This window comes from Spirosoma sp. KNUC1025 (assembly GCF_045160025.1).
Classification (GTDB): domain Bacteria; phylum Bacteroidota; class Bacteroidia; order Cytophagales; family Spirosomataceae; genus Spirosoma.
Genome location: NZ_CP087139.1, coordinates 70740 through 91499, shown reverse-complemented (window position 1 = coordinate 91499; position 20760 = coordinate 70740). Strand labels below are relative to the sequence as shown.

Annotated in this window: 21 protein-coding genes; 11 read left to right on the top strand and 10 right to left on the bottom strand. The window is 48.7% G+C overall.

What is annotated here, in order from left to right; genetic code table 11:
- Positions 1–3: 3 nt before the first annotated feature.
- From LN737_RS00395 to LN737_RS00385, 3 genes are read left to right on the top strand one after another with little or no spacing between them, the layout of a single operon-like run.
- Positions 4–231 (top strand): DUF433 domain-containing protein, encoded by a 228-nt coding sequence (locus LN737_RS00395; protein WP_405515214.1) that lies wholly within the window; start codon positions 4–6, stop codon positions 229–231.
- Positions 232–246: 15 nt separating this feature from the next.
- Positions 247–600 carry a DUF5615 family PIN-like protein gene (locus tag LN737_RS00390; protein ID WP_405515212.1) on the top strand — a complete coding sequence of 118 codons (354 nt, stop codon included), beginning with the start codon at positions 247–249 and terminating at the stop codon, positions 598–600.
- Between the two features lie 2 nt (positions 601–602).
- Positions 603–1469: a DMT family transporter gene (locus LN737_RS00385; protein ID WP_405515210.1), complete on the top strand. Its 867-nt coding sequence runs from the start codon at positions 603–605 to the stop codon at positions 1467–1469.
- Here the strand turns inward: LN737_RS00385 and LN737_RS00380 are convergent.
- The gene (locus LN737_RS00380) at positions 1458–1943 is read right to left on the bottom strand and encodes a helix-hairpin-helix domain-containing protein (protein ID WP_405515208.1); all 486 of its coding nucleotides are present in this window, start codon (positions 1941–1943) and stop codon (positions 1458–1460) included. The genes LN737_RS00385 and LN737_RS00380 overlap by 12 nt on opposite strands.
- A 99-nt stretch (positions 1944–2042) precedes the next feature.
- Positions 2043–2996: an OmpA family protein gene (locus LN737_RS00375; RefSeq protein WP_405515206.1), complete on the bottom strand. Its 954-nt coding sequence runs from the start codon at positions 2994–2996 to the stop codon at positions 2043–2045.
- Positions 2997–3225: 229 nt separating this feature from the next.
- Between LN737_RS00375 and LN737_RS00370 the strand changes: the two genes are divergently transcribed.
- From LN737_RS00370 to LN737_RS00355, 4 genes are all read left to right on the top strand, one after another.
- Positions 3226–4284 carry a hypothetical protein gene (locus LN737_RS00370; RefSeq protein ID WP_405515204.1) on the top strand — a complete coding sequence of 353 codons (1059 nt, stop codon included), beginning with the start codon at positions 3226–3228 and terminating at the stop codon, positions 4282–4284.
- A gap of 300 nt (positions 4285–4584) precedes the next feature.
- Entirely contained in the window at positions 4585–5139 is a 555-nt protein-coding gene (locus LN737_RS00365) for a peroxiredoxin (protein ID WP_405515202.1), read from the top strand.
- A 102-nt stretch (positions 5140–5241) separates the two neighbouring features.
- The gene (locus LN737_RS00360) at positions 5242–5829 is read left to right on the top strand and encodes a carboxymuconolactone decarboxylase family protein (RefSeq protein ID WP_405515200.1); all 588 of its coding nucleotides are present in this window, start codon (positions 5242–5244) and stop codon (positions 5827–5829) included.
- A 204-nt stretch (positions 5830–6033) separates the two neighbouring features.
- Positions 6034–7026 carry a cytochrome c gene (locus tag LN737_RS00355; RefSeq protein WP_405515198.1) on the top strand — a complete coding sequence of 331 codons (993 nt, stop codon included), beginning with the start codon at positions 6034–6036 and terminating at the stop codon, positions 7024–7026.
- 219 nt (positions 7027–7245) lie between these two features.
- Here the strand turns inward: LN737_RS00355 and hemH are convergent, their stop codons facing one another.
- The 3 genes from hemH to LN737_RS00340 all read right to left on the bottom strand — a co-directional run bounded on the left by hemH (position 7246) and on the right by LN737_RS00340 (position 10161).
- Positions 7246–8307, bottom strand: a complete 1062-nt coding sequence (gene hemH, locus LN737_RS00350) for a ferrochelatase (RefSeq protein ID WP_405515196.1) — start codon at positions 8305–8307, stop codon at positions 7246–7248.
- A gap of 98 nt (positions 8308–8405) precedes the next feature.
- Positions 8406–9194 (bottom strand): hypothetical protein, encoded by a 789-nt coding sequence (locus LN737_RS00345; RefSeq protein WP_405515194.1) that lies wholly within the window; start codon positions 9192–9194, stop codon positions 8406–8408.
- Between the two features lie 235 nt (positions 9195–9429).
- A complete protein-coding gene (locus LN737_RS00340; protein WP_405515192.1) occupies positions 9430–10161 on the bottom strand; it encodes an NrtR DNA-binding winged helix domain-containing protein in 732 nt (243 codons plus the stop codon).
- A 163-nt stretch (positions 10162–10324) separates the two neighbouring features.
- On the opposite strand from LN737_RS00340, the gene LN737_RS00335 reads away from it, so the two are divergent.
- Complete coding sequence (locus LN737_RS00335; RefSeq protein WP_405515190.1) at positions 10325–11944, top strand: carboxylesterase/lipase family protein; 1620 nt, start codon at positions 10325–10327, stop codon at positions 11942–11944.
- A 71-nt stretch (positions 11945–12015) separates the two neighbouring features.
- Here the strand turns inward: LN737_RS00335 and LN737_RS00330 are convergent, their stop codons facing one another.
- Both LN737_RS00330 and LN737_RS00325 read right to left on the bottom strand, forming a co-directional pair.
- Positions 12016–13296 (bottom strand): NAD(P)/FAD-dependent oxidoreductase, encoded by a 1281-nt coding sequence (locus LN737_RS00330; RefSeq protein WP_405515189.1) that lies wholly within the window; start codon positions 13294–13296, stop codon positions 12016–12018.
- A 119-nt stretch (positions 13297–13415) separates the two neighbouring features.
- Positions 13416–14852 (bottom strand): Gfo/Idh/MocA family protein, encoded by a 1437-nt coding sequence (locus tag LN737_RS00325; RefSeq protein WP_405515188.1) that lies wholly within the window; start codon positions 14850–14852, stop codon positions 13416–13418.
- Positions 14853–15058: 206 nt separating this feature from the next.
- Between LN737_RS00325 and LN737_RS00320 the strand changes: the two genes are divergently transcribed.
- A complete protein-coding gene (locus LN737_RS00320; RefSeq protein WP_405515187.1) occupies positions 15059–15649 on the top strand; it encodes a peptidylprolyl isomerase in 591 nt (196 codons plus the stop codon).
- 91 nt (positions 15650–15740) lie between these two features.
- On the opposite strand, the gene LN737_RS00315 is transcribed toward LN737_RS00320, so the two are convergent.
- Positions 15741–16037 carry an SCP2 sterol-binding domain-containing protein gene (locus LN737_RS00315; RefSeq protein ID WP_405515186.1) on the bottom strand — a complete coding sequence of 99 codons (297 nt, stop codon included), beginning with the start codon at positions 16035–16037 and terminating at the stop codon, positions 15741–15743.
- A 120-nt stretch (positions 16038–16157) separates the two neighbouring features.
- Between LN737_RS00315 and LN737_RS00310 the strand changes: the two genes are divergently transcribed.
- Both LN737_RS00310 and LN737_RS00305 read left to right on the top strand, forming a co-directional pair.
- Positions 16158–16610: a hypothetical protein gene (locus tag LN737_RS00310; RefSeq protein ID WP_405515184.1), complete on the top strand. Its 453-nt coding sequence runs from the start codon at positions 16158–16160 to the stop codon at positions 16608–16610.
- A gap of 300 nt (positions 16611–16910) precedes the next feature.
- Positions 16911–17366, top strand: a complete 456-nt coding sequence (locus tag LN737_RS00305) for a DUF2147 domain-containing protein (RefSeq protein ID WP_405515182.1) — start codon at positions 16911–16913, stop codon at positions 17364–17366.
- Between the two features lie 7 nt (positions 17367–17373).
- Here LN737_RS00305 and LN737_RS00300 read toward each other — a convergent pair whose 3' ends face one another.
- Positions 17374–18612 carry an alkaline phosphatase family protein gene (locus LN737_RS00300; protein WP_405515178.1) on the bottom strand — a complete coding sequence of 413 codons (1239 nt, stop codon included), beginning with the start codon at positions 18610–18612 and terminating at the stop codon, positions 17374–17376.
- 15 nt (positions 18613–18627) lie between these two features.
- On the bottom strand, positions 18628–20742 hold the full coding sequence (locus LN737_RS00295) for an alpha-glucuronidase family glycosyl hydrolase (protein ID WP_405515176.1): 2115 nt from the start codon (positions 20740–20742) through the stop codon (positions 18628–18630).
- Positions 20743–20760: the final 18 nt, after the last annotated feature.

Genomic DNA, 20760 nt, shown 5'->3' with positions numbered 1-20760 from the left:
GCTATGAATGCAATTCATTGGCGTGATCATATTGTTTCGGACCCACGTATTATGATGGGGAAGCCCACTATTAAAGGCACCCGTTTTACCATGGAGCTAGTTGTAGACCGAATGAGTTATGGCGAAACAATTGATGACATACTGGAGGCTTATCCGCACTTAACTCGTGAGGGAATACTAGCCTGTTTGCGGTACGCAGCTTACACGCTTAATCATGAACTTGATGATTAAGCGTGTAGCCGCCTAATGAAAATACTGGCTGATGAACATGTGGATTTTCCCATAATTTATCTTCGCCGAGACAATGGCTTTGAGGTCTTATCCATTGCGGAAGACGACTTTGGCATTATCGATGAGAATATACTGGTGAAAGCAGTACGTATCAATGCGATCTTACTAACAGCTGACAAAGATTTTGGGGAGTTGCTTTATAAATTCGGATTACCTCATCGGGGTGTAGTTTTCTTCCGGCTAGAAGGCCTTAAGCCTGCGGAAAAAGCAGTTTTAATTCTTGACTTATTTAGTGAGCAGGGTGAAAACCTGATTGCTGCATTCACTGTTCTTACAGGGCACAAGACCCGAATAATTCGGGGAGAATAACTATGTATCAACTCCTCCCTGGTCTTCTGTTTGCGGCCTTGTGGGCGTCTGCGTCTGTCGCTACCAAATTTGGTGTACAATCGGTGCATCCGCTGATTCTGGCCAATGTCCGGTTTTTCATTGCGGGAAGTGGTATGCTTCTGTTTGCGTATGGCATACAGCGTTCAAAAAATCCCTGGCCTACGGCTATCGAATGGCGGCAACTAACCATTTTCGCCCTGCTCAATACGACGATTTATCTGGGCGCTTTTGTACTGGCTCTGAAAGAAGTGTCGGCAGGTATTGGCAGCTTATCGACGGCCACGAACCCACTCTTTATCGCTATGCTATCGGCGCTGTGGCTCCGCCGGAGACCGAGCTGGAACGAAATAGGCGGGCTACTGCTCGGGCTTTTTGGGGTAGGCATCGCTACGTATCCACTGCTACAGAATAGCTATGCAACGCTTAGCGGACTGCTGATTCTGCTGGTGGGCATGATTTCTGTGTCGGCCGCTACGGTCTACTACGCCAGCATCGAGTGGCGCCTGCCAAGTCTGGTTATCAATGGCTGGCAGGTATTTCTGGGTGGTTTGTTGCTGACGCCCTTTACACTGCTCACGGCCGACTTCAGTGCGTCTCACTACGATATCCGGTTCTGGGCGTCGGTCATCTGGCTGATTGTGCCCGTGTCCATAGCGGCCCTACAACTGTGGTTTTATCTTGTCCGGCAGGATGCCATTCGGGCGTCTCTCTGGTTGTTTCTCTGCCCGATTTTCGGCTTTGCGTATTCGTATTTGCTGATGGGCGAGCCCATTACCATCTATACGGTTGTGGGTACAGCACTGGTTATTGGCGGGTTGTGGCTGGGGCGGAAAGCGTCAGCGAAATGAGTTTGTCGTCGATGCGTTAAGGGGTTTCGGTTTGCTATCAGCTAACTGCTTAGCCTGCTCAGGCCAGGTTGCCGGATCGTAAATACGGTAGTGGGAACCTGCCGCCGAAAGTAGTTCACGGATACGCTCCACGGGTGTTTCGGCGAGTTCGGAAAATTGCCGGATACCCGCCTGAATTAACAGTTCGGCTACTTTAGGGCCGATGCCTTTTATTTCGACAAACCGGTCAACCTGATGAATATGCGGTTGCTCCGTAGGCTCGTCTATGATAGTCAGTTCGATATTTGTGCCATCGGCTTCGTTGATAATGTCAATGACTTCGGTTGTTATGCCATCCATCGAGTCGACGGTATCTGACAATTCTGTGATATAGCCGAGGGGACTGATAATTACGTCAAGGGTTGTATTTTCACTAAGATCATCACCGATTACTTCGGTTTCTAGCTGATTTTCAGGTTGTCGTTGCTGAGTCATAACTACGTTGAGTTGTATCGAAAATGCTCAATGGCTATCTGGTTTCAGCCATTCTTTTCTTTAACTCCAGCTATTGACGTATTGTTGGTTATGAACCCCTTACTCTTTCACCACAATCATTTCTACGCGACGGTTGAGTTTACGAGTCGTTTCTGAATTGTTACTGGCAATCGGGCGCGTCGGGCCGTAGCCACGCGTAGTAATGCGGCTGGCTACAATGCCGTTCTGTACCAGATAGGCTTTCACTACATCTACACGTTCTTTCGAAAGTCGCAGATTCTGATCAAAATCGCCCTGATTATCGGTATGCCCTGACAGCTCAATTTCGGCGGTAGGTTTGCTCTGCATAAACGCCAGAAGCTGTTCCAGGGCAGGCATGGCGTCGGGCAGGAGTTCGGCTTTGCTCTGAACAAATTGAATCGCTCTCAGCTGGGTCGTTTTACCCACAGGAGCCACCACAAGCGGGGGCGTATACACAACTTTAGCGTCGAGCGTTTTGGGGGGCGCTACACGGGCATTAGCCACATCAGCACGACTACCGGGCGAAGACGGAGCGCTGACTGTAGCAGTAGGTAAATTCACTTCCGTCGACGTAACAGACGTAACACCTGAGGTAGTCTGGTGGATAGGGCCGGCAGTCGCTGTCGTCGTGCTGGCGGGCTTTGTACCGGTTTGATACAAGGGCACAATTATTCCATACACTCGATCTGTGTTAGCTGATGTAAATGACAATAACTTATCATGCGCATCGTAGCCATTGGCCTGAACGATCAGATTATAGGTCTGATTTCGATCAACTTTGAGTAGGAAACTGCCATCGGCGCTGGTTAGCTGCTGAGCCCTGATCTTACCATCCTGATTTTTAGCGATCACCGTAGCCGCAACAACCGGTTTTTTCGTTGCAGCATCCTGTACATTTCCTTCTACAGATACTACACTGGATGTTCGATCGACCGGCGTAAAGCGTTGCTGGGGTTGTACCTGACTAATCGACGGAGTTAATCGGATTATGAGTAATACGCCAATAAGGACTACATTTTTTTTCCAATTCATACTGTAAGAGCAACGTAAAAGAGTGCCCTAAAAGTACGTTGAAATCCTCAAAAACAAAGGTAACCACAGAGCCATTTTTAAGGTAACTTAAGTGCCTTTTTGAGTCACTAAAAATTCATCACAAAACCTTGATAATCAATAGGTTATATACTAAAAATACTGTACAGAAATTGAACGCAAAAAGAAGCTTTTTCGTTAATAAATTATGACACAGATAACCAACGTGACGATGCATTCCCCGAACGCTCAGGCACCTGTTGCCCCTACCACAACGGGCAATGTGCCGCTCGACGACAACTGGCGGAAGTCTATTCCGGCGCAGGTGTTTCTGAATCATTTTTTTGCTATGGATTATCACATCCAGCATCAGAATGACCTCTTTGACCTAGCCAAATTTCCAATCTTTCAGCAGTTCTATGGTCGTGCGACCGACGAGAGCCGCAAAGCGTTGGAGAAGTTATTGCTGAACAGCTGGAGTGCCGAATATGCGCTTCGGATTACGCCCGTTGTCAACGATGAGCAGTATCTGCAGAGTTCGTTGCACTGGACCTTTCCGCAAGCCTATTACAGCGCCTTGTTTAGCGCCCGGGCTTTTCTGGCCGTGCAGGGCGTAAATGTTAGTAATGAAGAACTGATTCGTAAGCGGATTGGGAACATGGTTGTGCGGGGCTATTATCCGGCTTCTATTGGCTATTATGCCCTTGGCCCAATCAATAACTACCGCATTCAGCGGCTGCCCATGGCGCGTCGGTTTACCGTGGCTACCAAAACGGAGCTGATGCTTCCTTCGCGGGAAGGCTCGGTTCAGGCGGAGTTGGCGCAGTTTCTGAAAACCACGCGCGATCAGCGCGTGCGTGCGTTACGTAACGCTATTCAGACGAACCCCAAAACGGCGCTGCGTAGCCCAAAAACAGGCGAGATTCTACAGAAATTCAGCGTAGAGCAGTATAAGCAGCTGGCCAAGCAGATTGGCTACACAACCTACTTTGACATGCTGAGCCGCCTGCGGATTTCGTCGACGAACCGTGAAATTGAACGTTTTGTTGATTCAGAGATCGATGTGAAGTTATTCCATCAGAGTCTGGTCAATATTGTAGCTCATGTCAATGCCGTGCATGAAGCATATATTGCTAAAGCACTTGGCATTCAGGCGTACCGTCAATTGGTAGCCAAACTGCCTTCTTATTTGCAGGAGAGCTTTGTGCGTGAGCGGATGAACACCATTATTGCGCCCATGCTGCAAACCCCTGACTCCGATCAGGAACCTTATCTGCAAATGGCTGCTTAATAGCGTACTACGTGATTATTTATCGAATCCCGGTCTGCAAAGTTGCTGGCCGGGATTTTTTATTTATACCGTTAAAGTTATAATTATGATTATTTGAATGAATAGAATTATTCTTTTAAGACCCCAACGCGTACTTTCCTGAAGTTTGTTGTGCTATATGATTGATAATCATTATAAAGGCTGATAATTAATAGTTTTTGTTTATAAGTCTATTGATAAAAATCATACTCCGCCTACGTATTGCTTTCGTAATTTGCACTTCATTAATACGTAATGGTCTATACAACCTCCAATAATTCTATGAAAAATCATATTGTTTCCGTTGGTTCAGAATTTCCTGAATTTAAGAAATTAGCGGTTGTTTCGCTCGACAAAGACAAGGAGTTCTACGAAATCACATCTGAAGATCACAAAAATGCGGGTCAGTGGCTGGTCATGTTCTGGTGGCCAAAAGATTTTACGTTCGTATGCCCAACTGAAATTGCTGAATTCAACAAGAAGTTTGAAGATTTCCAGGACCGCGATACGATGGTGATTGGCGCTTCGACCGACAGCGAGTTCGTTCACCTGGCCTGGCGTAAAAACCATGACGATCTGCGCGGGCTGAAGTTCCCGATGCTGGCCGATACGTCGAAGTCGCTGGCTGAAGATCTGGGTATTCTGGAGGCTAACGAGAAAGTAGCTTACCGCGTAACTTATATCGTTGATCCACAAGGTATTGTTCGTTGGGTTAGTGTCAACGATCTGTCAGTTGGCCGTAACGTAAACGAAGTAATTCGCGTGCTGGACGCCCTGCAAACCGACGAACTTTGCCCCTGCAACTGGACCAAAGGCGAAGCTACGCTAGCGGCTTAATCAATGATTGAATTGCTGAGTGATTGAATGATAGAATAAACCATACGCTTTCATCATTCAATCATTCAATCATTCAACAATTCAATCACTCAACATTCAATTATGACAACTACGCAAAACGAAACCGTTACGTCGCTGCTGAATCTGGTAGGGCTTAGTGCAGAAGGTGAGCATCCTGTACTGGATACGTTGGCGCAAACCGAGAGTCGGTACCTGCGCGATCTGAAAATCAATGTAGGTAACGTACTGAACAGCAGCCAGAACCTGACGAAAAAAGAAGCGTTGCTGTTGGCTCTTTCAGTAGCCGTGAATGAAAAATATCAACCACTGATTGATTCACTGACGGCTGTTGCTAAGCAGGAAGGCGCTACCGACGCTGAAATTTCGGAGACGATAGCCTGTACGTCGCTGCTGAGCACGAATAATGTGTTCTACCGGTTCCGGCACTTTGTCAGCAAAGAATATTATCAGCAAACACAGCCGGGTATTCGCATGAGCATCATGATGAATCCAGTGCTGGGTAAAGAGTTTTTCGAATTGATGAGTCTGGCCGTTTCGGCTGTCAATGGCTGCGAACTTTGCGTGCGGTCGCACGAAGAGAGCGTATTGAAACATGGCGCCAGTGAAGCTCGCGTATTCGATGCCATTCGCCTGGCTTCGGTTATTAAAGGCCTCATTACGCTACTCTAAAACGGTAGCTGTTTCACCAGAAAACGTAAAGCACTTTAGCTCGTCAACGAGCATTTAACTATAGTAGAGCCCGTCATCTTTTGCTAGAAAGATGACGGGCTTTTTGCGTTCATTTTGTCTAACGCACCGTTTAAACACTTTTTTGTCAGGTATTTAGTGATTTATGTAAACTTGTACAAACCTCTTTTCTACTACCTAAATCCGATGAAAAAACGAATTGGTAAAATTGCACTAGGCATCGTGGTTGCCCTGGTTCTGATACTGGCTGTCGGACTAGCCTATGTGAAGCTGGCCTTGCCCAACGTGGGCCCAGCGCCAGAGATGACCATTAAAGCAACGGCAGAACAAATTGAACACGGTCGGTATCTGGCCAACAGCGTAGCGTCCTGTATTGACTGTCATTCGACTCGCGACTTCTCAAAATTGACCGGACCGCTGGTTCCGGGTACCGAAGGAAAAGGTGGCGAAAAATTCTCTCGTGAATTTGGATTTCCCGGCAACTACTACGCCCCCAATCTGACGCCCTCTCATCTGGGCAGTTGGACGGATGGAGAAATTTACCGCGCCATCACCACCGGTGTGAACCGGGACGGACGAGCCCTGTTTCCGGTAATGCCCTACCAGAATTATGCACAGATGGACCCTGGTGACATCCGCGATATTATTGCTTACCTGCGAACACTAGAACCTATCGAAAACGAGATTCCGCCTGCCGAGCTGGACTTTCCGATAAATTTTATCATCAATACCATACCCGCCAAACGTGAACCAGGTCACCGTCCTGACACAACGGATCGGGTCGCCTATGGTAAATACGTTATGACGTTTGCCGCCTGCACGATCTGTCATACACCCGTTGATGGCCAGGGAAATGCATTGCCCGGTATGGATATGGCGGGCGGGAGAGAGTTTCCGATACAGACCGGGACGGTACGTTCCATGAACCTTACGCCCGCCAGATCAGGGATTGGCAGTTGGACCAAAGCCGCCTTTATAAGTCGATTCAGATCCTTTGCGGACAAGAATCAGCCGGGGGTACATGACGACGAATTCAATACGATGATGCCCTGGACTATGTTTTCGCAAATGACCGATCAGGACTTAGGCGCTATCTATGACTACCTCCGAACCATCAAACCCGTTGAAAATAAAGTTGAACGATTTACGCCAAAATCCAAGTTAGTAGCCAGTCGATAAATGTCCGCTGGGCGCTAAAACATTGCGGCCAGAAATACGTTTACCATTCATATGGCTAATACTGCCTGATGACAACAGTTGACCATGTATCGAACAGATGTAGAGCGTCTACTACGTAAAGTGTGTATAAACCCGTTGGATTAAAGCACTTTATCATCATCAATACTGTATCTGCCGTGACGTACAGCCCGCTTTCTTTTCAAAAGAAGCGGGCTTTTTTCAGGCCGTTTTTACCAGATCGACCAGCGCTTCAATCCAGATCGGACTGTCGTTCAGGCTTTCTACCAGCTGCCAGTGTTTTCCACCTGCCTGTTCGAATAGCTCCTTGTATTCGACGCCAACTTCGATGGTCGTTTCCAGGCAATCGGCTACGAAAGCGGGTGAAAAGGCCAGTACGCTCTTAATGCCTTTGGCGGGTAATTCTTTGATAACTTCATCGGTATAAGGCTTGATCCACGGGTCTTTCCCCAACCGCGATTGAAAGGACGTAATGTATTTGCCTTCAGGAATCCCCAGGGCTTCGACCAGCAGGCGCGTCGTTTCGAAACATTGAGCCCGGTAGCAATGCTGATTCATAGCATGATATGAACGGCAGCAATCGCCTAGCTGACAGACCGATTTTGTTACGTCGCCTTTTCGGATCTGACTTTCCGGTAAGCCATGATAGCTAAACAGGAAATAATCAAAATCGTAGGTGGCCATATACTTGCGAGCTGTCTGGGCGAACCCCTCAATGAATTTCGGGTGTTCCAGAAACCGGTTGACGAACCGAATTGCCGGAATTACTTCCCAGGGTTTCACAATCTCCATCACTTTCTGATAGACCGAGCCCGTCGATGCTGATGCGTATTGCGGGAAAAGCGGAATAATTACAATATCAGTCAGCCCCATTTGCTGAAACTCACGCAAGCCTGCTTCCAGCGTTGGGCTCTGGTAGCGCATGGCCAGTTTTACGGTATACGTATCGCCCAGCTCTTTTTGTAGCTCCTGTTCAACTACGTGCCCGTAGTATTTCAGGGGAGAGCCGGTATCGGTCCAGAGCTGTTTATAAATTTTGGCTGATTTAGGCGACCGGAACGGAGCAATAAACCCGTTGACAAGGAGCGAACGGGGAATCAGGGGGATGTCAATAACCCGACCATCCATCAAAAACTCGCGCAGGTATTTGCGAACATCGGGAACAGACGGACTGTCGGGCGTGCCAAGATTAACCAGCAAAACGCCCGTTTTGCCAACGGCTTTTTTTTGAAAAGGGGGTGTTTGTAAAACAGGTGCTTCCATGAAGGGGGAAACAGTGTTTTTAAGGAGTTAGTTTGTTCGGTTTAGGGTTTTCAATGCCAAGTCGACCGAAGGTGGTAAACTGAAAAGTGGTCCCTCGTTTACCGGATTAATTGATACCGACTTAGATCCGTTCGGGTAAAATCGCTGAACACTTCACCGGGAAGACCCGTAAAAACCATAATATCAGTTAGTTCGTGTTTGCCCCGGTCGCTTGAGAGCAGAATATTTCCGTAAGGCTGATAGTCGTCCCAGGGAAGAACAAACTGCGGCTCTTTGTCAATAAGTTTCGGGTAATACGCCCATTGGGTTACCAGACGGGACTTCTTATCGACCCATACTTTATATTTATTACTGGAAGCCGACGGTCCGTTTTTAAACGTCAGTTGAAGTACATTAGCTGGTTTCCCGGCCTGCGTAGGTTCATCGCCGAGGTATTTGAGCGTAACGCCATTGTCTTTAAGTTTGAAAGGCATCAGGAGCCAGTAGGAGTCATTGAGCCAGTTACGTTTACCCTGCCTGACGTAGCGGGCTACTGAATCCGGATTCGTAATTTCTTCGCCATTCCGAAAAACGCGGCCCATGTCGTTGGTCGCATTCAGTAGAATGGTCTGGTCGTCGTGAAGATTATCAATACGAACATCCCCTGACCATTTATCCCAGACGAACTTTCGTATCCCATCAAAATTCCAGGCAATTATTTGCGTTTCATCCCAGGCGGCCCGACCGCCCATAGCCGACATGACAGCATCGGCAATTTGAACCGCACGCGCATCCGAACCTGCCACATCGAAGCCTTGTACCGACGGGTTAGGTCCTTTCTTAACCTGAGCTATAGCCAATACTACACTGAGCCACAGGAGTACTGGAGAGAGTATAGTCGCCTTCATAACGTGTTGAAGATTTTATTAACAAAAATACAACAAAGTCGGTATGGTTTGGTTTGTCGGCCAACGTTTTATTCGTGTTTTAATTAAGTTTAATGTGGCTATATATCCATTTGACTACCAATTGGTAGCGTTCGTCAGGCTTCTCTCCGCAAAGCTGCTCAAACGGTTACGCGCACCTATATACGCATGTTGATTTAAGCATTTATATATCTGTGATTTCTAGCTCAAATCAGGCTTATTTATCAGAAACAAAGCGGTAGAGATAGGGGGCTTTGTGAGCTCCTCCGTTATATTGTTTTTCCAGCCGCTCCAATATGCCCAGGCTCAGCATCTTGCGCTGAAAGCCCGATCGGTGTAGCTCCTGCCCCAATATCGTTTCGTAGAGACGCTGTAATTCATTCATGGTAAAGGTTTCGGCCAACAGGCTAAAGCCAATGAGTTTTCGATCCAGATCAACCCGCAGCGTTTCAAGCGCTTTCTGAACAATCAGCTGATGATCCAGTATCAGGGGCGGCAGGGCGGCCATGTCGTACCAATCGCAGCTATCCGATAATACGTCGGGGATTGGAACGGCTTTGGTAAAATCAATCAGCGCATAAAAGCCAATTGACACAAACCGACGTAGCAGCCAGTGATGTTCAGAAACCGACATGCCTTTCGCTTCCATAATAGCCCGCATGGGCGCCGGGTCATGTCGGCTTCGATCACCAAAAACATGGAACTGTTCCAGAAAAATGTCGGTAAGTCCGGTCCGTTCGGCCAGTACACGCCGGGCTGCATCAGCCAGGTTTTCGTCTTCCTGAATAAAACCTGCCGGCAGGGCCAGCAATTTTGTGTTGTGGTATTCGAGTAATAAAATCTTTAACTGCTGCTGATGAAAACCAAAAATCACACAGTCGATGGCCAGACCGGGCAAATAGCCAGTGCCTTCGTCGTCGATCTCTATAGGAAGCTGCTCACTGCTCATCACATTAAAATCTAAAACCTTGCTGAATTAAATTGGGTGATTTCAAGAGAAATCTTTATTATTGTCACACTTTGGTACAATAATAAAAAATAAGACCGAAAGTAAGGATTTCCGGGCACTGTATACCAAATCTATAGTACTGTCTTTTCTTAAACTGATTACCATGAAAACCCTATTTGTATCTGTTCTGATGGCTGTACAACTGCCGCTGGCTGTTGCCCAATCAAATCTTCAGTCATCGACCCCGCAGGCAAAAACGGCGAACGGCGTTGTTGAGGGGGTTGCTGAAGCCAGCGGTATTCGCGCGTTCAAAGGGATTCCGTTTGCCCAGCCCCCTGTTGGTGACCTGCGCTGGAAAGAGCCGCAGCCCGTTAAAAATTGGGACGGTGTTCGGAAAACGACCAAGTTTGGCCCACGTGCCATGCAGCGCCCTATTTTTGGCGACATGGGTTTCCGCTCGGATGGCATGAGTGAAGATTGCCTGTATCTGAACGTCTGGACACCAGCTAAGTCAGCCAATGAGAAGCTGCCTGTACTGGTATATTTCTATGGTGGCGGTTTTGTGGCGGGTGATGGCTCAGAAGGGCGCTATGATGGCGAAAGCATGGCGAAAAAAGGAATTGTAGCCATTACGGTCAACTACCGTCTGAACGTATTTGGTTTTATGGCGCACCCTGAGCTGACTAAAGAATCTCCGCACCACGCGTCGGGCAACTACGGTTATCTGGATCAGAGCGCAGCGTTACGTTGGGTTCAGCAGAATATTGCTGCGTTTGGGGGCGATCCCAAGCGGGTTACAATTGCCGGGGAATCGGCCGGATCGGTTTCGGTGAGTGCACAAATGGTGTCGCCTTTATCGAAAAATCTGATTGCCGGAGCTATTGGCGAAAGCGGTTCACTGCTGGGAACGCTGCCGCCTATAACACTGGCCGAGGGCGAGAAAACGGGTGAAAAATTTGCTATAACTGCGGGTGCCAACTCGCTGGCTGAACTCCGGGCTATGTCGGCCGAAGCGCTGCTCGAAGCCACGGCAAAACCGGGTGTTCCCTGGTTTACCTCGACAATCGACGGTTACTTTTTCCCGAAAGCTCCCAAAGAAATGTATGCGGCTGGCGAACAGGCACACGTACCGCTGCTGGTCGGCTGGAACTCGGAAGAAATGGGCTACCGGGCTATTATGGGTAAAGAGCAGCCAACACCAGAGAATTTTACCAGTGCTGTAAAAAAACTGTACGGCGAACGTGCCGACGAAGCCCTGAAACTATACTCAGCTTCTACGGAAGAGTCTGTCGAACAGGTAGCTACCGATCTGGCGAGTGACCGCTTCATTGGCTATAGCACCTGGAAATGGGCTGATATTCAAAGCAAAACCGGCGGTAAACCTGTGTATCGGTATTTGTATTCGCGTCCACGTCCGGCCATGACGGCCGCTATGGGTGATGCTGCCCCTGGTTTAGCGGGTGGCGTCGTAAAATCGAGTGATGCGAACGCTATCAAAATGCCGCCTGCCAAGGGCGCCGTTCACTCGGCCGAAATCGAGTATGCCATGGGTAATCTGTCACATAATAAAGTATATGCCTGGACACCCGACGATTACAAAGTTTCGGAAGTGATGCAGAACTACTTTGCCAATTTCATCAAAACGGGTAACCCCAATGGAACTGGCCTGCCCAAATGGCCAACTTTAGGCAAAGAAACGGCACAGTATATGCAGATCGATGTAAACACACGAGCTGAAAGTGAAAAGCACCGCGACCGCTATCTGTTTATGGATAAGCAATAAGATCTCAGTTTGCAAACAACCTCTAACTACCAATCATCTTCCCGTAAGCTTTAAGCTTACGGGAAGTTTTTTTATGAGCGGGTGATAATCCGTTCGGCTACTTCCCGGCCGGTTTGCATTGCGGCATTGAGTGAGGGGTACGTCATTTGATCACCACATTGATACAGGTTTTCGGCTAAACGTAGCGGTTTACGAATGGCATCCAGCCCTGCCTGCTCGGGGGTATAGACCGGTAAAGCCTGTGGAATGTGATACGTTCGGAGGTGACGCCATTGCTGAACTTCTGCGCCGAACCAGTTGGTCAGTTCCTGGCGAATTTGTTCGACTAGTACGGTTTCGTTGACCAGCTCCAGCCCTTGTGTACTGACCGAAATAAGCGACTGACCACTGGGCGCATATTCGGGGGCTACATCACTCAGAATGGCCACATTATGCACAGCCGAACTACGGTGGGTGTTCAGCAGCAATAGTTTTTCACTGGGCGTTTTGGGAGCTGAAGCAGCGGCAAAGTACGTACAGGTTGTGTGATTAAACGCTTGCTCAGGCGGAGCGGGCATGTCCAGCAAGGTCGCTGCCTGCGTGGCATCGACTGCCAGTACAATCGTAGAGGCTGTCATGACTTCTCCATTATTCAGTTGGACCGTATTGTCGGCAATTTTCTCGACAGCGCAGTTGAGCCGAACCTGATCGGGCGACAGTCTGCTATCCAGCTGATCGGCGATGGCACCGATTCCCTGGGCAGGTACGGCCCCGTCGTCTGTAAAAAACATCCGAAAGCAAAACTCAAAAAAATTACTCGACGTAGTGAGCGCATCTTCCAGAAACACCCCCCCAAAAAACGGCCTGAAAAAATGCTCGATAATCTGTTCGGAGAAACCAAACTCCCGCAAAAATTGCAGCGTCGTGGTGGGCGTCTGCCGAAATAGTTCGTCAATGGACTGGCTTTGTGTCCGACGGATGAGTTCCGCGATCTTTAGTTTATCGGCCAGGGTTCCTACCGGTGATACCAATGTCTGGATGACTGAAAGTGGCTCCTGAAATGGGTTGACCAGCGTAAGCCAGTTGTCGCGTTCGCGGATGAGTGCCCCCGACCGGAAATAGCGCAGATCGAGAGCTGCATAGTTAAGCAGCCGCTGGGCTTCCGGGTAGGCCGTCAGCAGAATCTGAAAGCCCCGATCCAACCGAAAACCGTCGACAACGTCGGTACGAACGCGTCCCCCCACGGCGTCCGACGCTTCGAGCACCAGCGCATGAATACCCGCCTGCTTCAGATAAACAGCGCAGGTCAGACCAGCAATTCCCCCTCCAATAATAATAACAGGGGCATTAGCACCCGACATCTGTGTGGACATAGCAGATAAATAAGCTTCCCACCCGATCGCCAACGTTGGCGATCGGGTCCAGGTCAGTCAAATATAAACGGAAATCAGATTAAGGTGTTAGTGCACCTTTACTAAACATTGGTGCATGACTAAAGTGTGTAGCCACCGTTGTATTGCCGTCTGACAAACTGATTGGCATAATCGTAGTTGGTGATTTTCATGGTGTCGCCATCCCACAAAAGTTTTTTACGACCCGTAAACTTGCCATTCTCCCGAGCCAGATACGACCGCGTTGCCAGATTGCCCATCAATACGGTTTCGGTCAGTGGTCCCGACTGATCGAAGGAGGAAGACGTATAAGCGCCATAGCCTTGTTTGCAAGCTTTTACCCATTGTTGCTGATGACCTTCCGTTTTGCCTTCTACCAGCGGTTTTTCGGGTGTGGGCAACGCGTTGTCGGCAAATTTACTGCTCGGTAATAGCTTGGGGTTATTGCCAAACAGACCGCCCGTTAGCATACCTTTTGTGCCAATGAACAGAATACCTCCGTCGATTTCCCGGAACAACTCATCGTATTCAACGCCTTCGGGAAGCTGCGGGCGAATGCCGCCATCAAACCATGAAAATTTGATTTCTTTAACTTTCTTGTCATCAGAGGGAAACGTAAGATGAATTGCCGAGGAGGGCGGGCATACATCATCATAAAAGGCTTCTTTGAAGAAATCGGCATAAACCGAGCCTACACTGCATTCGACAGATGTGGGGTATTTAAGGTTGAGGGCACGGAACGGTACGTCCATAAAATGGCAGCCCATATCGCCCAGCGCTCCCGTGCCAAAATCCCAGTAACCTCGCCAGCGGGTGGGCATGTAAGCTTCATGGTAGTCGCGGTTGGGGGCCGTACCAAGCCACAGAGGCCAGTTTACTTCGGGCGGAATGGGTTGCGATTCTCCTCGGTCTTTTGGCGACCGAACTCCCTGCGGCCATACCGGGCGGTTTGTCCAGCAATAAACGGTATGAACATGGCCAATCATTTTTTTCTGAATGGCCGTTTCGATAACACGCGTAGCATCGCCCGAACTTCCCTGATTGCCCATCTGCGTCACAACTTTGTACTTCTGAGCCGCCTGCGTCAGCATTCGGGCTTCGTAGATATCGTGCGTCAGCGGTTTTTCAACGTACACATGCTTGCCGAGCTGCATAGCCGCCATGGCAATGGGCGCATGCATGTGGTCGGGCGTACTGACGATGACGGCATCGAACGATTTCCCCGCCTTGTCGAACATTTCCCGGTAATCCTGAAAATAAGGAGCGTTCGGAAATTGCGCCCGGTATTTTTTCGATTGCCGATCATCCACATCACACAAGGCTACCATGTTGTCGGAGCCATTGTTATACGACAGTCGGATGTTTACGTCGGCTTTACCACCGCAGCCCACGGCGGCAATGTTGAGTTTGTCCGATGGCGCTATGATCCGCGTACCGCCTGAGGACTTGCCCCCCAATACATGACGAGGCACAATAAAGAAACCAGCAGCAGCTAAAGCACTACCTTCCAGAAATTTACGACGAGAGGGTTTAGTCATTTGGATGAGTAAATTACGGCCAGAAGCCGTTCGAATGAATATAATTTGCTACTAATTGGTTTGCTGCAATACAATCTGATATCTCAATAACAGCGTCTTTTTCTGTAGATTACATCAGCAAAGGCAGCCTAATTTTATAAAAATAATTCAATAAATCAGGTAAATAAATCTAAAAATATCCTGGAACAGATTTTTCATAGCCCATCATGAAATCATACATATATGGTCTGCTGAGTTTAATTGTATTTTTTTCGACGGCCAGTGCTCAGCGTGTGCAATTTGATACAGAAGCAGGCCCGATTACGCTGGAACTATACGCCGATAAAGCGCCCGTTACGGTCGCTAATTTTTTGCAGTACGTCGATGAGAAACGGTATGATGGTGCTACGTTCTACCGCGTTGTTCGGCTCGATAACCAGGCAAACAGCGCCGTTAAGATTGAGGTTATACAAGGCGGTTTACGCGATGAATCAAGTCGTAGACTACCGCCAATTGCTCAGGAAACAACGCAGAAAACAGGGCTAAAACACCTCGATGGTACGTTATCGCTGGCTCGTGGTCTGCCCTCCAGTGGATCGTCAGAATTTTTTATCTGCATCAACGATCAGCCCGAACTGGATTTTGGCGGTAAACGAAATCCCGACGGTCAGGGCTTTGCCGCTTTCGGTCGCGTGGTTGAGGGAATGGACGTAGTTCGCAGCATTCAGCAGGGTGACGTAGAATCCGCTGGCCCGGCCAACGTATCGCAGATGCTAAAAAAACCAGTTCAGATACGTACTGCCAAACGAATGGAGTAAACGTGAGAGGAGCTTCGAAGGGAAGAACCACAAAAAAACGTACCAGCAAGAGTGGTTATGTTTTTTAGTGACCACTCTTGCTGGCAAATCTTTATCCCATGATTTGGCCCATTTTCATGGCCGTGCCCATATCCCCTTTGATTTTCAGCTTGCCCGTCATCACCGCCATCATTGGATTCAGATCACCTTTACCCAGTTTAACCAGGTTATCGATGCTTATTTGCAGATCGCAGTCGGCGGGTTTGTCTTCGTTGGAAACCACAACAGGCGACTGGGTAGCGTCGATATATACGACACCTTGATCAGTTACAAGCTTTATAGTGGCGTCGATGTTGTCGGCATGTGTAACTTTGGCCTGAATTTGCTCGGTCAATTCCTGTAGGGTCATCTTCGTTGTGATTTTGTCGTTGAATGTAAACTGTAGCGCGAAAGTAAACTTTTTTGAGCAGTAGCGTGGGTACCAATCCGCGTTTTATCCTGATAAAGTGGGGTATCTCCCACACTACGTATGCGTTCTCAATTCTTAACTGTACTCTGTATTCTCACCTTTCTTAGCTGCGCCTGGGGCGTATTAGACGCCACGGTATCTTTATTAAAAACGGATACCATTTCGGAAACGACCTACGTAGAGAGTGACTCCAAAGTAAAGGGTCAAAAAGAGGCTCCCAAGCAATACTACGAGGATCGTTCGTCGGGCAACGAGCCGCTGCCAAACGATCCGGACCTGATTCGACAACTAGCGATTGGCCAACTTGTTTACTCGCTGCTCACGCTCGCTGGTGCCATACTTATGTTCCGATTGCAGCGCGTAGGTTTCTGGGTTTACGTAGCGGGTGTTGCGGTGGGCCTGATTCTGCCAGTCGTGTTAGCTGGTTTTGTTGCTTTAAACATATCGTTTGGGGTATTTTTTAGTATTCTCTTCGCCATTTTATACTGGAATACGTTGAAAGACATGCGCTAAAAACAGACTTTATGTTCAGTTTAGTTTGAGCGCATAATGAGATTATCGGCCTTAGTAAATGCCACTACGTAAAGAAGGAATCAGCCGATTCTATTTTCTTCTTTGCGTAGCGGCATTTGTATTTAAACCAATTCGTTGTTACGCCATCCAACTAGCGTAGCTACTTACAGCCCTCCCATCTATCAATAACTACCTGCTGTATTTCGTTAGAATTTTTCGGCGATGTTTCGCCAAATGCCTCTTTAAATTGTTAATACAGTAGAACCACGGCTTAATCAATTACTAATGCACGGCTTGCTTATGCGTTCGTTTCGTTCGATTACTTTATTCTTTTTCGTATGCATAACCCTGATCTCGGCCGCTCCTAAGGCGGATGATCCGGACGCGGTGCTGGGTAAATGGCTCAGTTCCAAAAAGCGAAACCAGGTTCTGATTTATAAGCAGGGTGATAAGTATTACGGTAAAATCGTGTGGATGCTCGAACCCAATGACCCGGCTACCAAAAAACCCAAACTTGATGTTGAAAACCCCGACGAGAAACTGCGTCAGCACCCGTTGGTTAATCTGATAGTATTGAAAAATTTAACGTACCAGGGAAATCGCGTTTGGGGTGGGGGTGAGGTGTATAATCCTGAAGACGGTAAGACCTATAACTGTGACGTGATACTTAAGGATGCCAATAACCTGGATATCCACGGCTACATAATGGGCATCAGTTTTCTGGGCAGAACCCGCACCTGGACACGGGTTAAATAGACGTTAATTATTTTTCAACAATCCAGCGAGTCAGGTGATTGTATTTGGCTTCCAGGACGATTTTGAAGAAACCGGCGGGCAATTTTGCTACGTCGAGCTGAGCGGCTTCGGCTTTCACAGGTACTTCGGCCAGTAAAATATAGTCGTCGCGTTTTCCTTCTTCAAAGTGGTTGGTTGTCGATACCCATATCTTTACGGTTCCTTCGGGTTCAATGGCTTTCCAACCTAAATCAATTTTAGTGCCTGCCTTTTTTACACCAGGTTCAGTAATCGAGAGCTTGCCAGTCAAAGGAATACCATCCAGTTCAAAATTCTGCTCTTTAGGAATGGTCAGTTGCAGATGTCGGGCTATCGTTGGCATAATGTCGACGATGCCAGGCGTATTTCTCTGGAACTGGCTGTTCAGGTCGTTAGCATTGGTGACAATCCACGTATTACGTTCCCGATCCGATTGACCCCCGTGGTTTTTACCCGTATCGGCGCTTCGGCCATGATCGGTGGTAATAAATAGTTGCCAGTCTTCGCCGTAGGTTTTCTGCCGATACTGAATGGCTTGCCACAAACGCCCCATCTGCGCATCCATGATGCCAACGGCTTTATAAAATTGTTCGCTATCGCCGTATTTATGGCCCATGTCGTCGGTATATTCCAGGTACACCCACGACAGGTCCGGTCCTTCATCCCGGACGTACCGAGCGGCATTGTCAACCACTTTCTCGTCGATCTGGTGAATATATCCGGACTCTTTATCGTGCGGGAAAAGCAACGTATCGCGCTCAAGGCCATCAAACGAATAGTCGATACGCAGGTGATTGGTTTCGGGCATGTCTTCGCCAATCAGCTTTGTTCGGTTGTCGAGCCAGGTTGAGAAGACAGCGCTTTTTTTGTTTGGGTACTGCGTTTCGAAGAACCGGAAGATCGTCCAGTAATGGTAGTTCGGGGCTTTGATGCTATTATCCCATACGTTGTGTTTATTTACCCAGGTGCTCGTCAGCAGACTGTTGTACCCCACGGCCGAAATGGTCGGCGTTTGAGAGTACGTATTCTTCTGGCCGCCAACATAGGCTCGGGCGTAGCCGCCAATTTTGGCAATGGCTTTCAGATTAGGCGTCGGCTGTTTTTCAATTACATCCGCCGGAATCCCGTCGACAATAACAAACAGGGCTTTTTTTGGCTTTGCCTGCCCATATCCAAAATGCCCGCAGAGCAGGCAGCCAGCTATAACCAACAAAAATCTAAATCGCATGAGGGAGCGCTACGTTTATCGCAGGCGGTAAATATCGGACAAGCGTTTCACATCCTCTAAGGTCCGCTCGGGTTTTTTGAAGGGCGACGGTATGGGCTGACGCGCAAATGGCTGGAAATAGAGCAGCCACGAGTCACGCCACCAGATGGCTTCTTTGTGCTGCGTCTGTAGGCGTCCGGCTACGTCGGCAAAGAGTTGAGGATCTACGGCTGGTTTTACCTGTGCCCACTGCTGTTGCATCCAGCCAACGGAATCGGCACCAGTGTAAAAACGCGTACAGAGCTCGTCCCAGAGCGTTCGCCCGGTGCTCAGTTTTTTCGTCCACGGAACGTGGTGAAACCAGAGTAGGTAGGGCAGGGGGCAGGTTTCAGCGTTTTCCCATACCCGACGGACCTCGGGTCGGTATTGCTCCAGCGCATTACTGCCCGATGCGGTGCGGTCGAAACCCAGTCCGATTGAATCCGCCCGGTGGTAATAAATAGCCGTCCAATCGGGTCGTGAACTTTGGTTTTGCCAGGGTTCAGGTGCAAAGTGAGCGCCCGTCCAGGGACGCGACAGACCGATGGGCGTATTGTAATTCACATAAATCTCCCGCGACCGTAGCATCAGGTCCGTAATGGTTTTTACGGCTTTAGGCTCTTGGGTGAGGGTCATATTGATCCACTCACGGGCAATGGCCTCCGACGATAGTGTGTGATCCCAGGCCAGTCGGCCGAAAGCATACCAGTTGGCCTGCGCCATGGGATGGCCCGTCCAATTTCGGTCAGCGCCCGTATTGGCAACGCCCGCAATAGCCGTCAGCGGATAGTTGTGCAAACTGCCATCCACTACGTTCGCAACAGTTGACCCCTTCCTGCTGACATACGTATCGGAATCCAGACATTCTTTAAATAAAGGAGCCTCGTATACCCAATTCGTAGAATGTCCCATGTACTCCTGCGTGATCTGGAACTCCATAGCCAGCGGAGTTTTAGGCATATTGCCAAACAGGGGAGAAAATGGCTCACGAGGCTGAAAATCAATAGGGCCATTCTTAACCTGCACAATAACTTTTCTGTTGAATTTGCCGTCCAGGTGTTTAAACTCTTCGTAAGCCGCTTTAAATCGGTCGGCTTTTGGATCGGCTTTGTAGACAAAGGCCCGCCACATAACAATGCCATCGTAAGGCGCTAACGCTTCGGCCAGCATGTTGGCACCATCGGCATGATCGCGGCCGTAATCCTGCGGGCCGGGTTCGCCCTCTGAATTGGCTTTTACCAGAAACCCCCCAAAATCAGGAATGACCTTGTAAATCTCCTTCACTTTGTCGGTCCACCATTTTTTTACGTCCGGGTCGAGCGGATCGGCGGTTTTCAGCCCGCCAATGGTCTTTGGTGCCGGAAAATACACCGACAGGTAAAGGCGAATACCATAAGACCGGAATACGTTGGCGAGTGCCGCCACTTTTTCCAGATATTCGGCCGTTAGAAAACGGGCACTCGCGTTCACATTGTTGATAACAGTGCCATTTATCCCCAGCGATGCATTGGCGCGTGCATAATCGCGATAACGCGGGTCGATGGTTTCGGGCAATTCAATCCATTTCCAGAGGGATTCGCCTGCATAACCCCGTTCGATGGTTCCGTTTGTGTTATCCCAATGGTTGAGCAGCCGATACTGAATTTTGGGACTGCTGGTTATTGACAGGCCATTTATCGGTTGAGCCGTTTGCAGTTGACGTAACAGGGCAAAAACGCCGTATAAAACGCCTGCGTCGGTCTTGCCGGCAATGGCTATGTTGGAACGATTCGTGATCTGGTACCCTTCGTCGTTCAGCCGCTGTACGTCTGGGTTTGCGGCTTTATTAACGGTCAATAGGATGCCGCCGGTCTGGTTGCCTGCGCTGGCGATAATTGGAATAGGTTTCCCCAGCAAGCCCTGCAAACCAGCTTGTAACTCCTCGGCTGCCGTTTTCAGGATCAGGCTACTGCCGTTTAGGGCAATAAACTGCGCCGAGCGCGCGTAAGTCTCTCGTTTGGCTGCATCCGCAATCCGGTCGTATTTGAGCCATAACCGATAGCCGTCGTCGGCGTAGCTACTGACGGATACTAAAAGTAAAAGTAGAAATACGTTATGTTTCAGGAAGTTCATTTGCTTGGATTTTGGCTG

Bases quoted from the DNA above. Each gene is read 5' to 3' on its own strand.
- LN737_RS00395 (WP_405515214.1), top strand. From the start codon at position 4: ATGAATGCAATTCATTGGCGTGATCATATTGTTTCGGACCCACGTATT.
- LN737_RS00390 (WP_405515212.1), top strand. From the start codon at position 247: ATGAAAATACTGGCTGATGAACATGTGGATTTTCCCATAATTTATCTT.
- LN737_RS00385 (WP_405515210.1), top strand. From the start codon at position 603: ATGTATCAACTCCTCCCTGGTCTTCTGTTTGCGGCCTTGTGGGCGTCT.
- LN737_RS00380 (WP_405515208.1), bottom strand. From the start codon at position 1,943: ATGACTCAGCAACGACAACCTGAAAATCAGCTAGAAACCGAAGTAATC.
- LN737_RS00375 (WP_405515206.1), bottom strand. From the start codon at position 2,996: ATGAATTGGAAAAAAAATGTAGTCCTTATTGGCGTATTACTCATAATC.
- LN737_RS00370 (WP_405515204.1), top strand. From the start codon at position 3,226: ATGCATTCCCCGAACGCTCAGGCACCTGTTGCCCCTACCACAACGGGC.
- LN737_RS00365 (WP_405515202.1), top strand. From the start codon at position 4,585: ATGAAAAATCATATTGTTTCCGTTGGTTCAGAATTTCCTGAATTTAAG.
- LN737_RS00360 (WP_405515200.1), top strand. From the start codon at position 5,242: ATGACAACTACGCAAAACGAAACCGTTACGTCGCTGCTGAATCTGGTA.
- LN737_RS00355 (WP_405515198.1), top strand. From the start codon at position 6,034: ATGAAAAAACGAATTGGTAAAATTGCACTAGGCATCGTGGTTGCCCTG.
- hemH (WP_405515196.1), bottom strand. From the start codon at position 8,307: ATGGAAGCACCTGTTTTACAAACACCCCCTTTTCAAAAAAAAGCCGTT.
- LN737_RS00345 (WP_405515194.1), bottom strand. From the start codon at position 9,194: ATGAAGGCGACTATACTCTCTCCAGTACTCCTGTGGCTCAGTGTAGTA.
- LN737_RS00340 (WP_405515192.1), bottom strand. From the start codon at position 10,161: ATGAGCAGTGAGCAGCTTCCTATAGAGATCGACGACGAAGGCACTGGC.
- LN737_RS00335 (WP_405515190.1), top strand. From the start codon at position 10,325: ATGAAAACCCTATTTGTATCTGTTCTGATGGCTGTACAACTGCCGCTG.
- LN737_RS00330 (WP_405515189.1), bottom strand. From the start codon at position 13,296: ATGTCCACACAGATGTCGGGTGCTAATGCCCCTGTTATTATTATTGGA.
- LN737_RS00325 (WP_405515188.1), bottom strand. From the start codon at position 14,852: ATGACTAAACCCTCTCGTCGTAAATTTCTGGAAGGTAGTGCTTTAGCT.
- LN737_RS00320 (WP_405515187.1), top strand. From the start codon at position 15,059: ATGAAATCATACATATATGGTCTGCTGAGTTTAATTGTATTTTTTTCG.
- LN737_RS00315 (WP_405515186.1), bottom strand. From the start codon at position 16,037: ATGACCCTACAGGAATTGACCGAGCAAATTCAGGCCAAAGTTACACAT.
- LN737_RS00310 (WP_405515184.1), top strand. From the start codon at position 16,158: ATGCGTTCTCAATTCTTAACTGTACTCTGTATTCTCACCTTTCTTAGC.
- LN737_RS00305 (WP_405515182.1), top strand. From the start codon at position 16,911: ATGCGTTCGTTTCGTTCGATTACTTTATTCTTTTTCGTATGCATAACC.
- LN737_RS00300 (WP_405515178.1), bottom strand. From the start codon at position 18,612: ATGCGATTTAGATTTTTGTTGGTTATAGCTGGCTGCCTGCTCTGCGGG.
- LN737_RS00295 (WP_405515176.1), bottom strand. From the start codon at position 20,742: ATGAACTTCCTGAAACATAACGTATTTCTACTTTTACTTTTAGTATCC.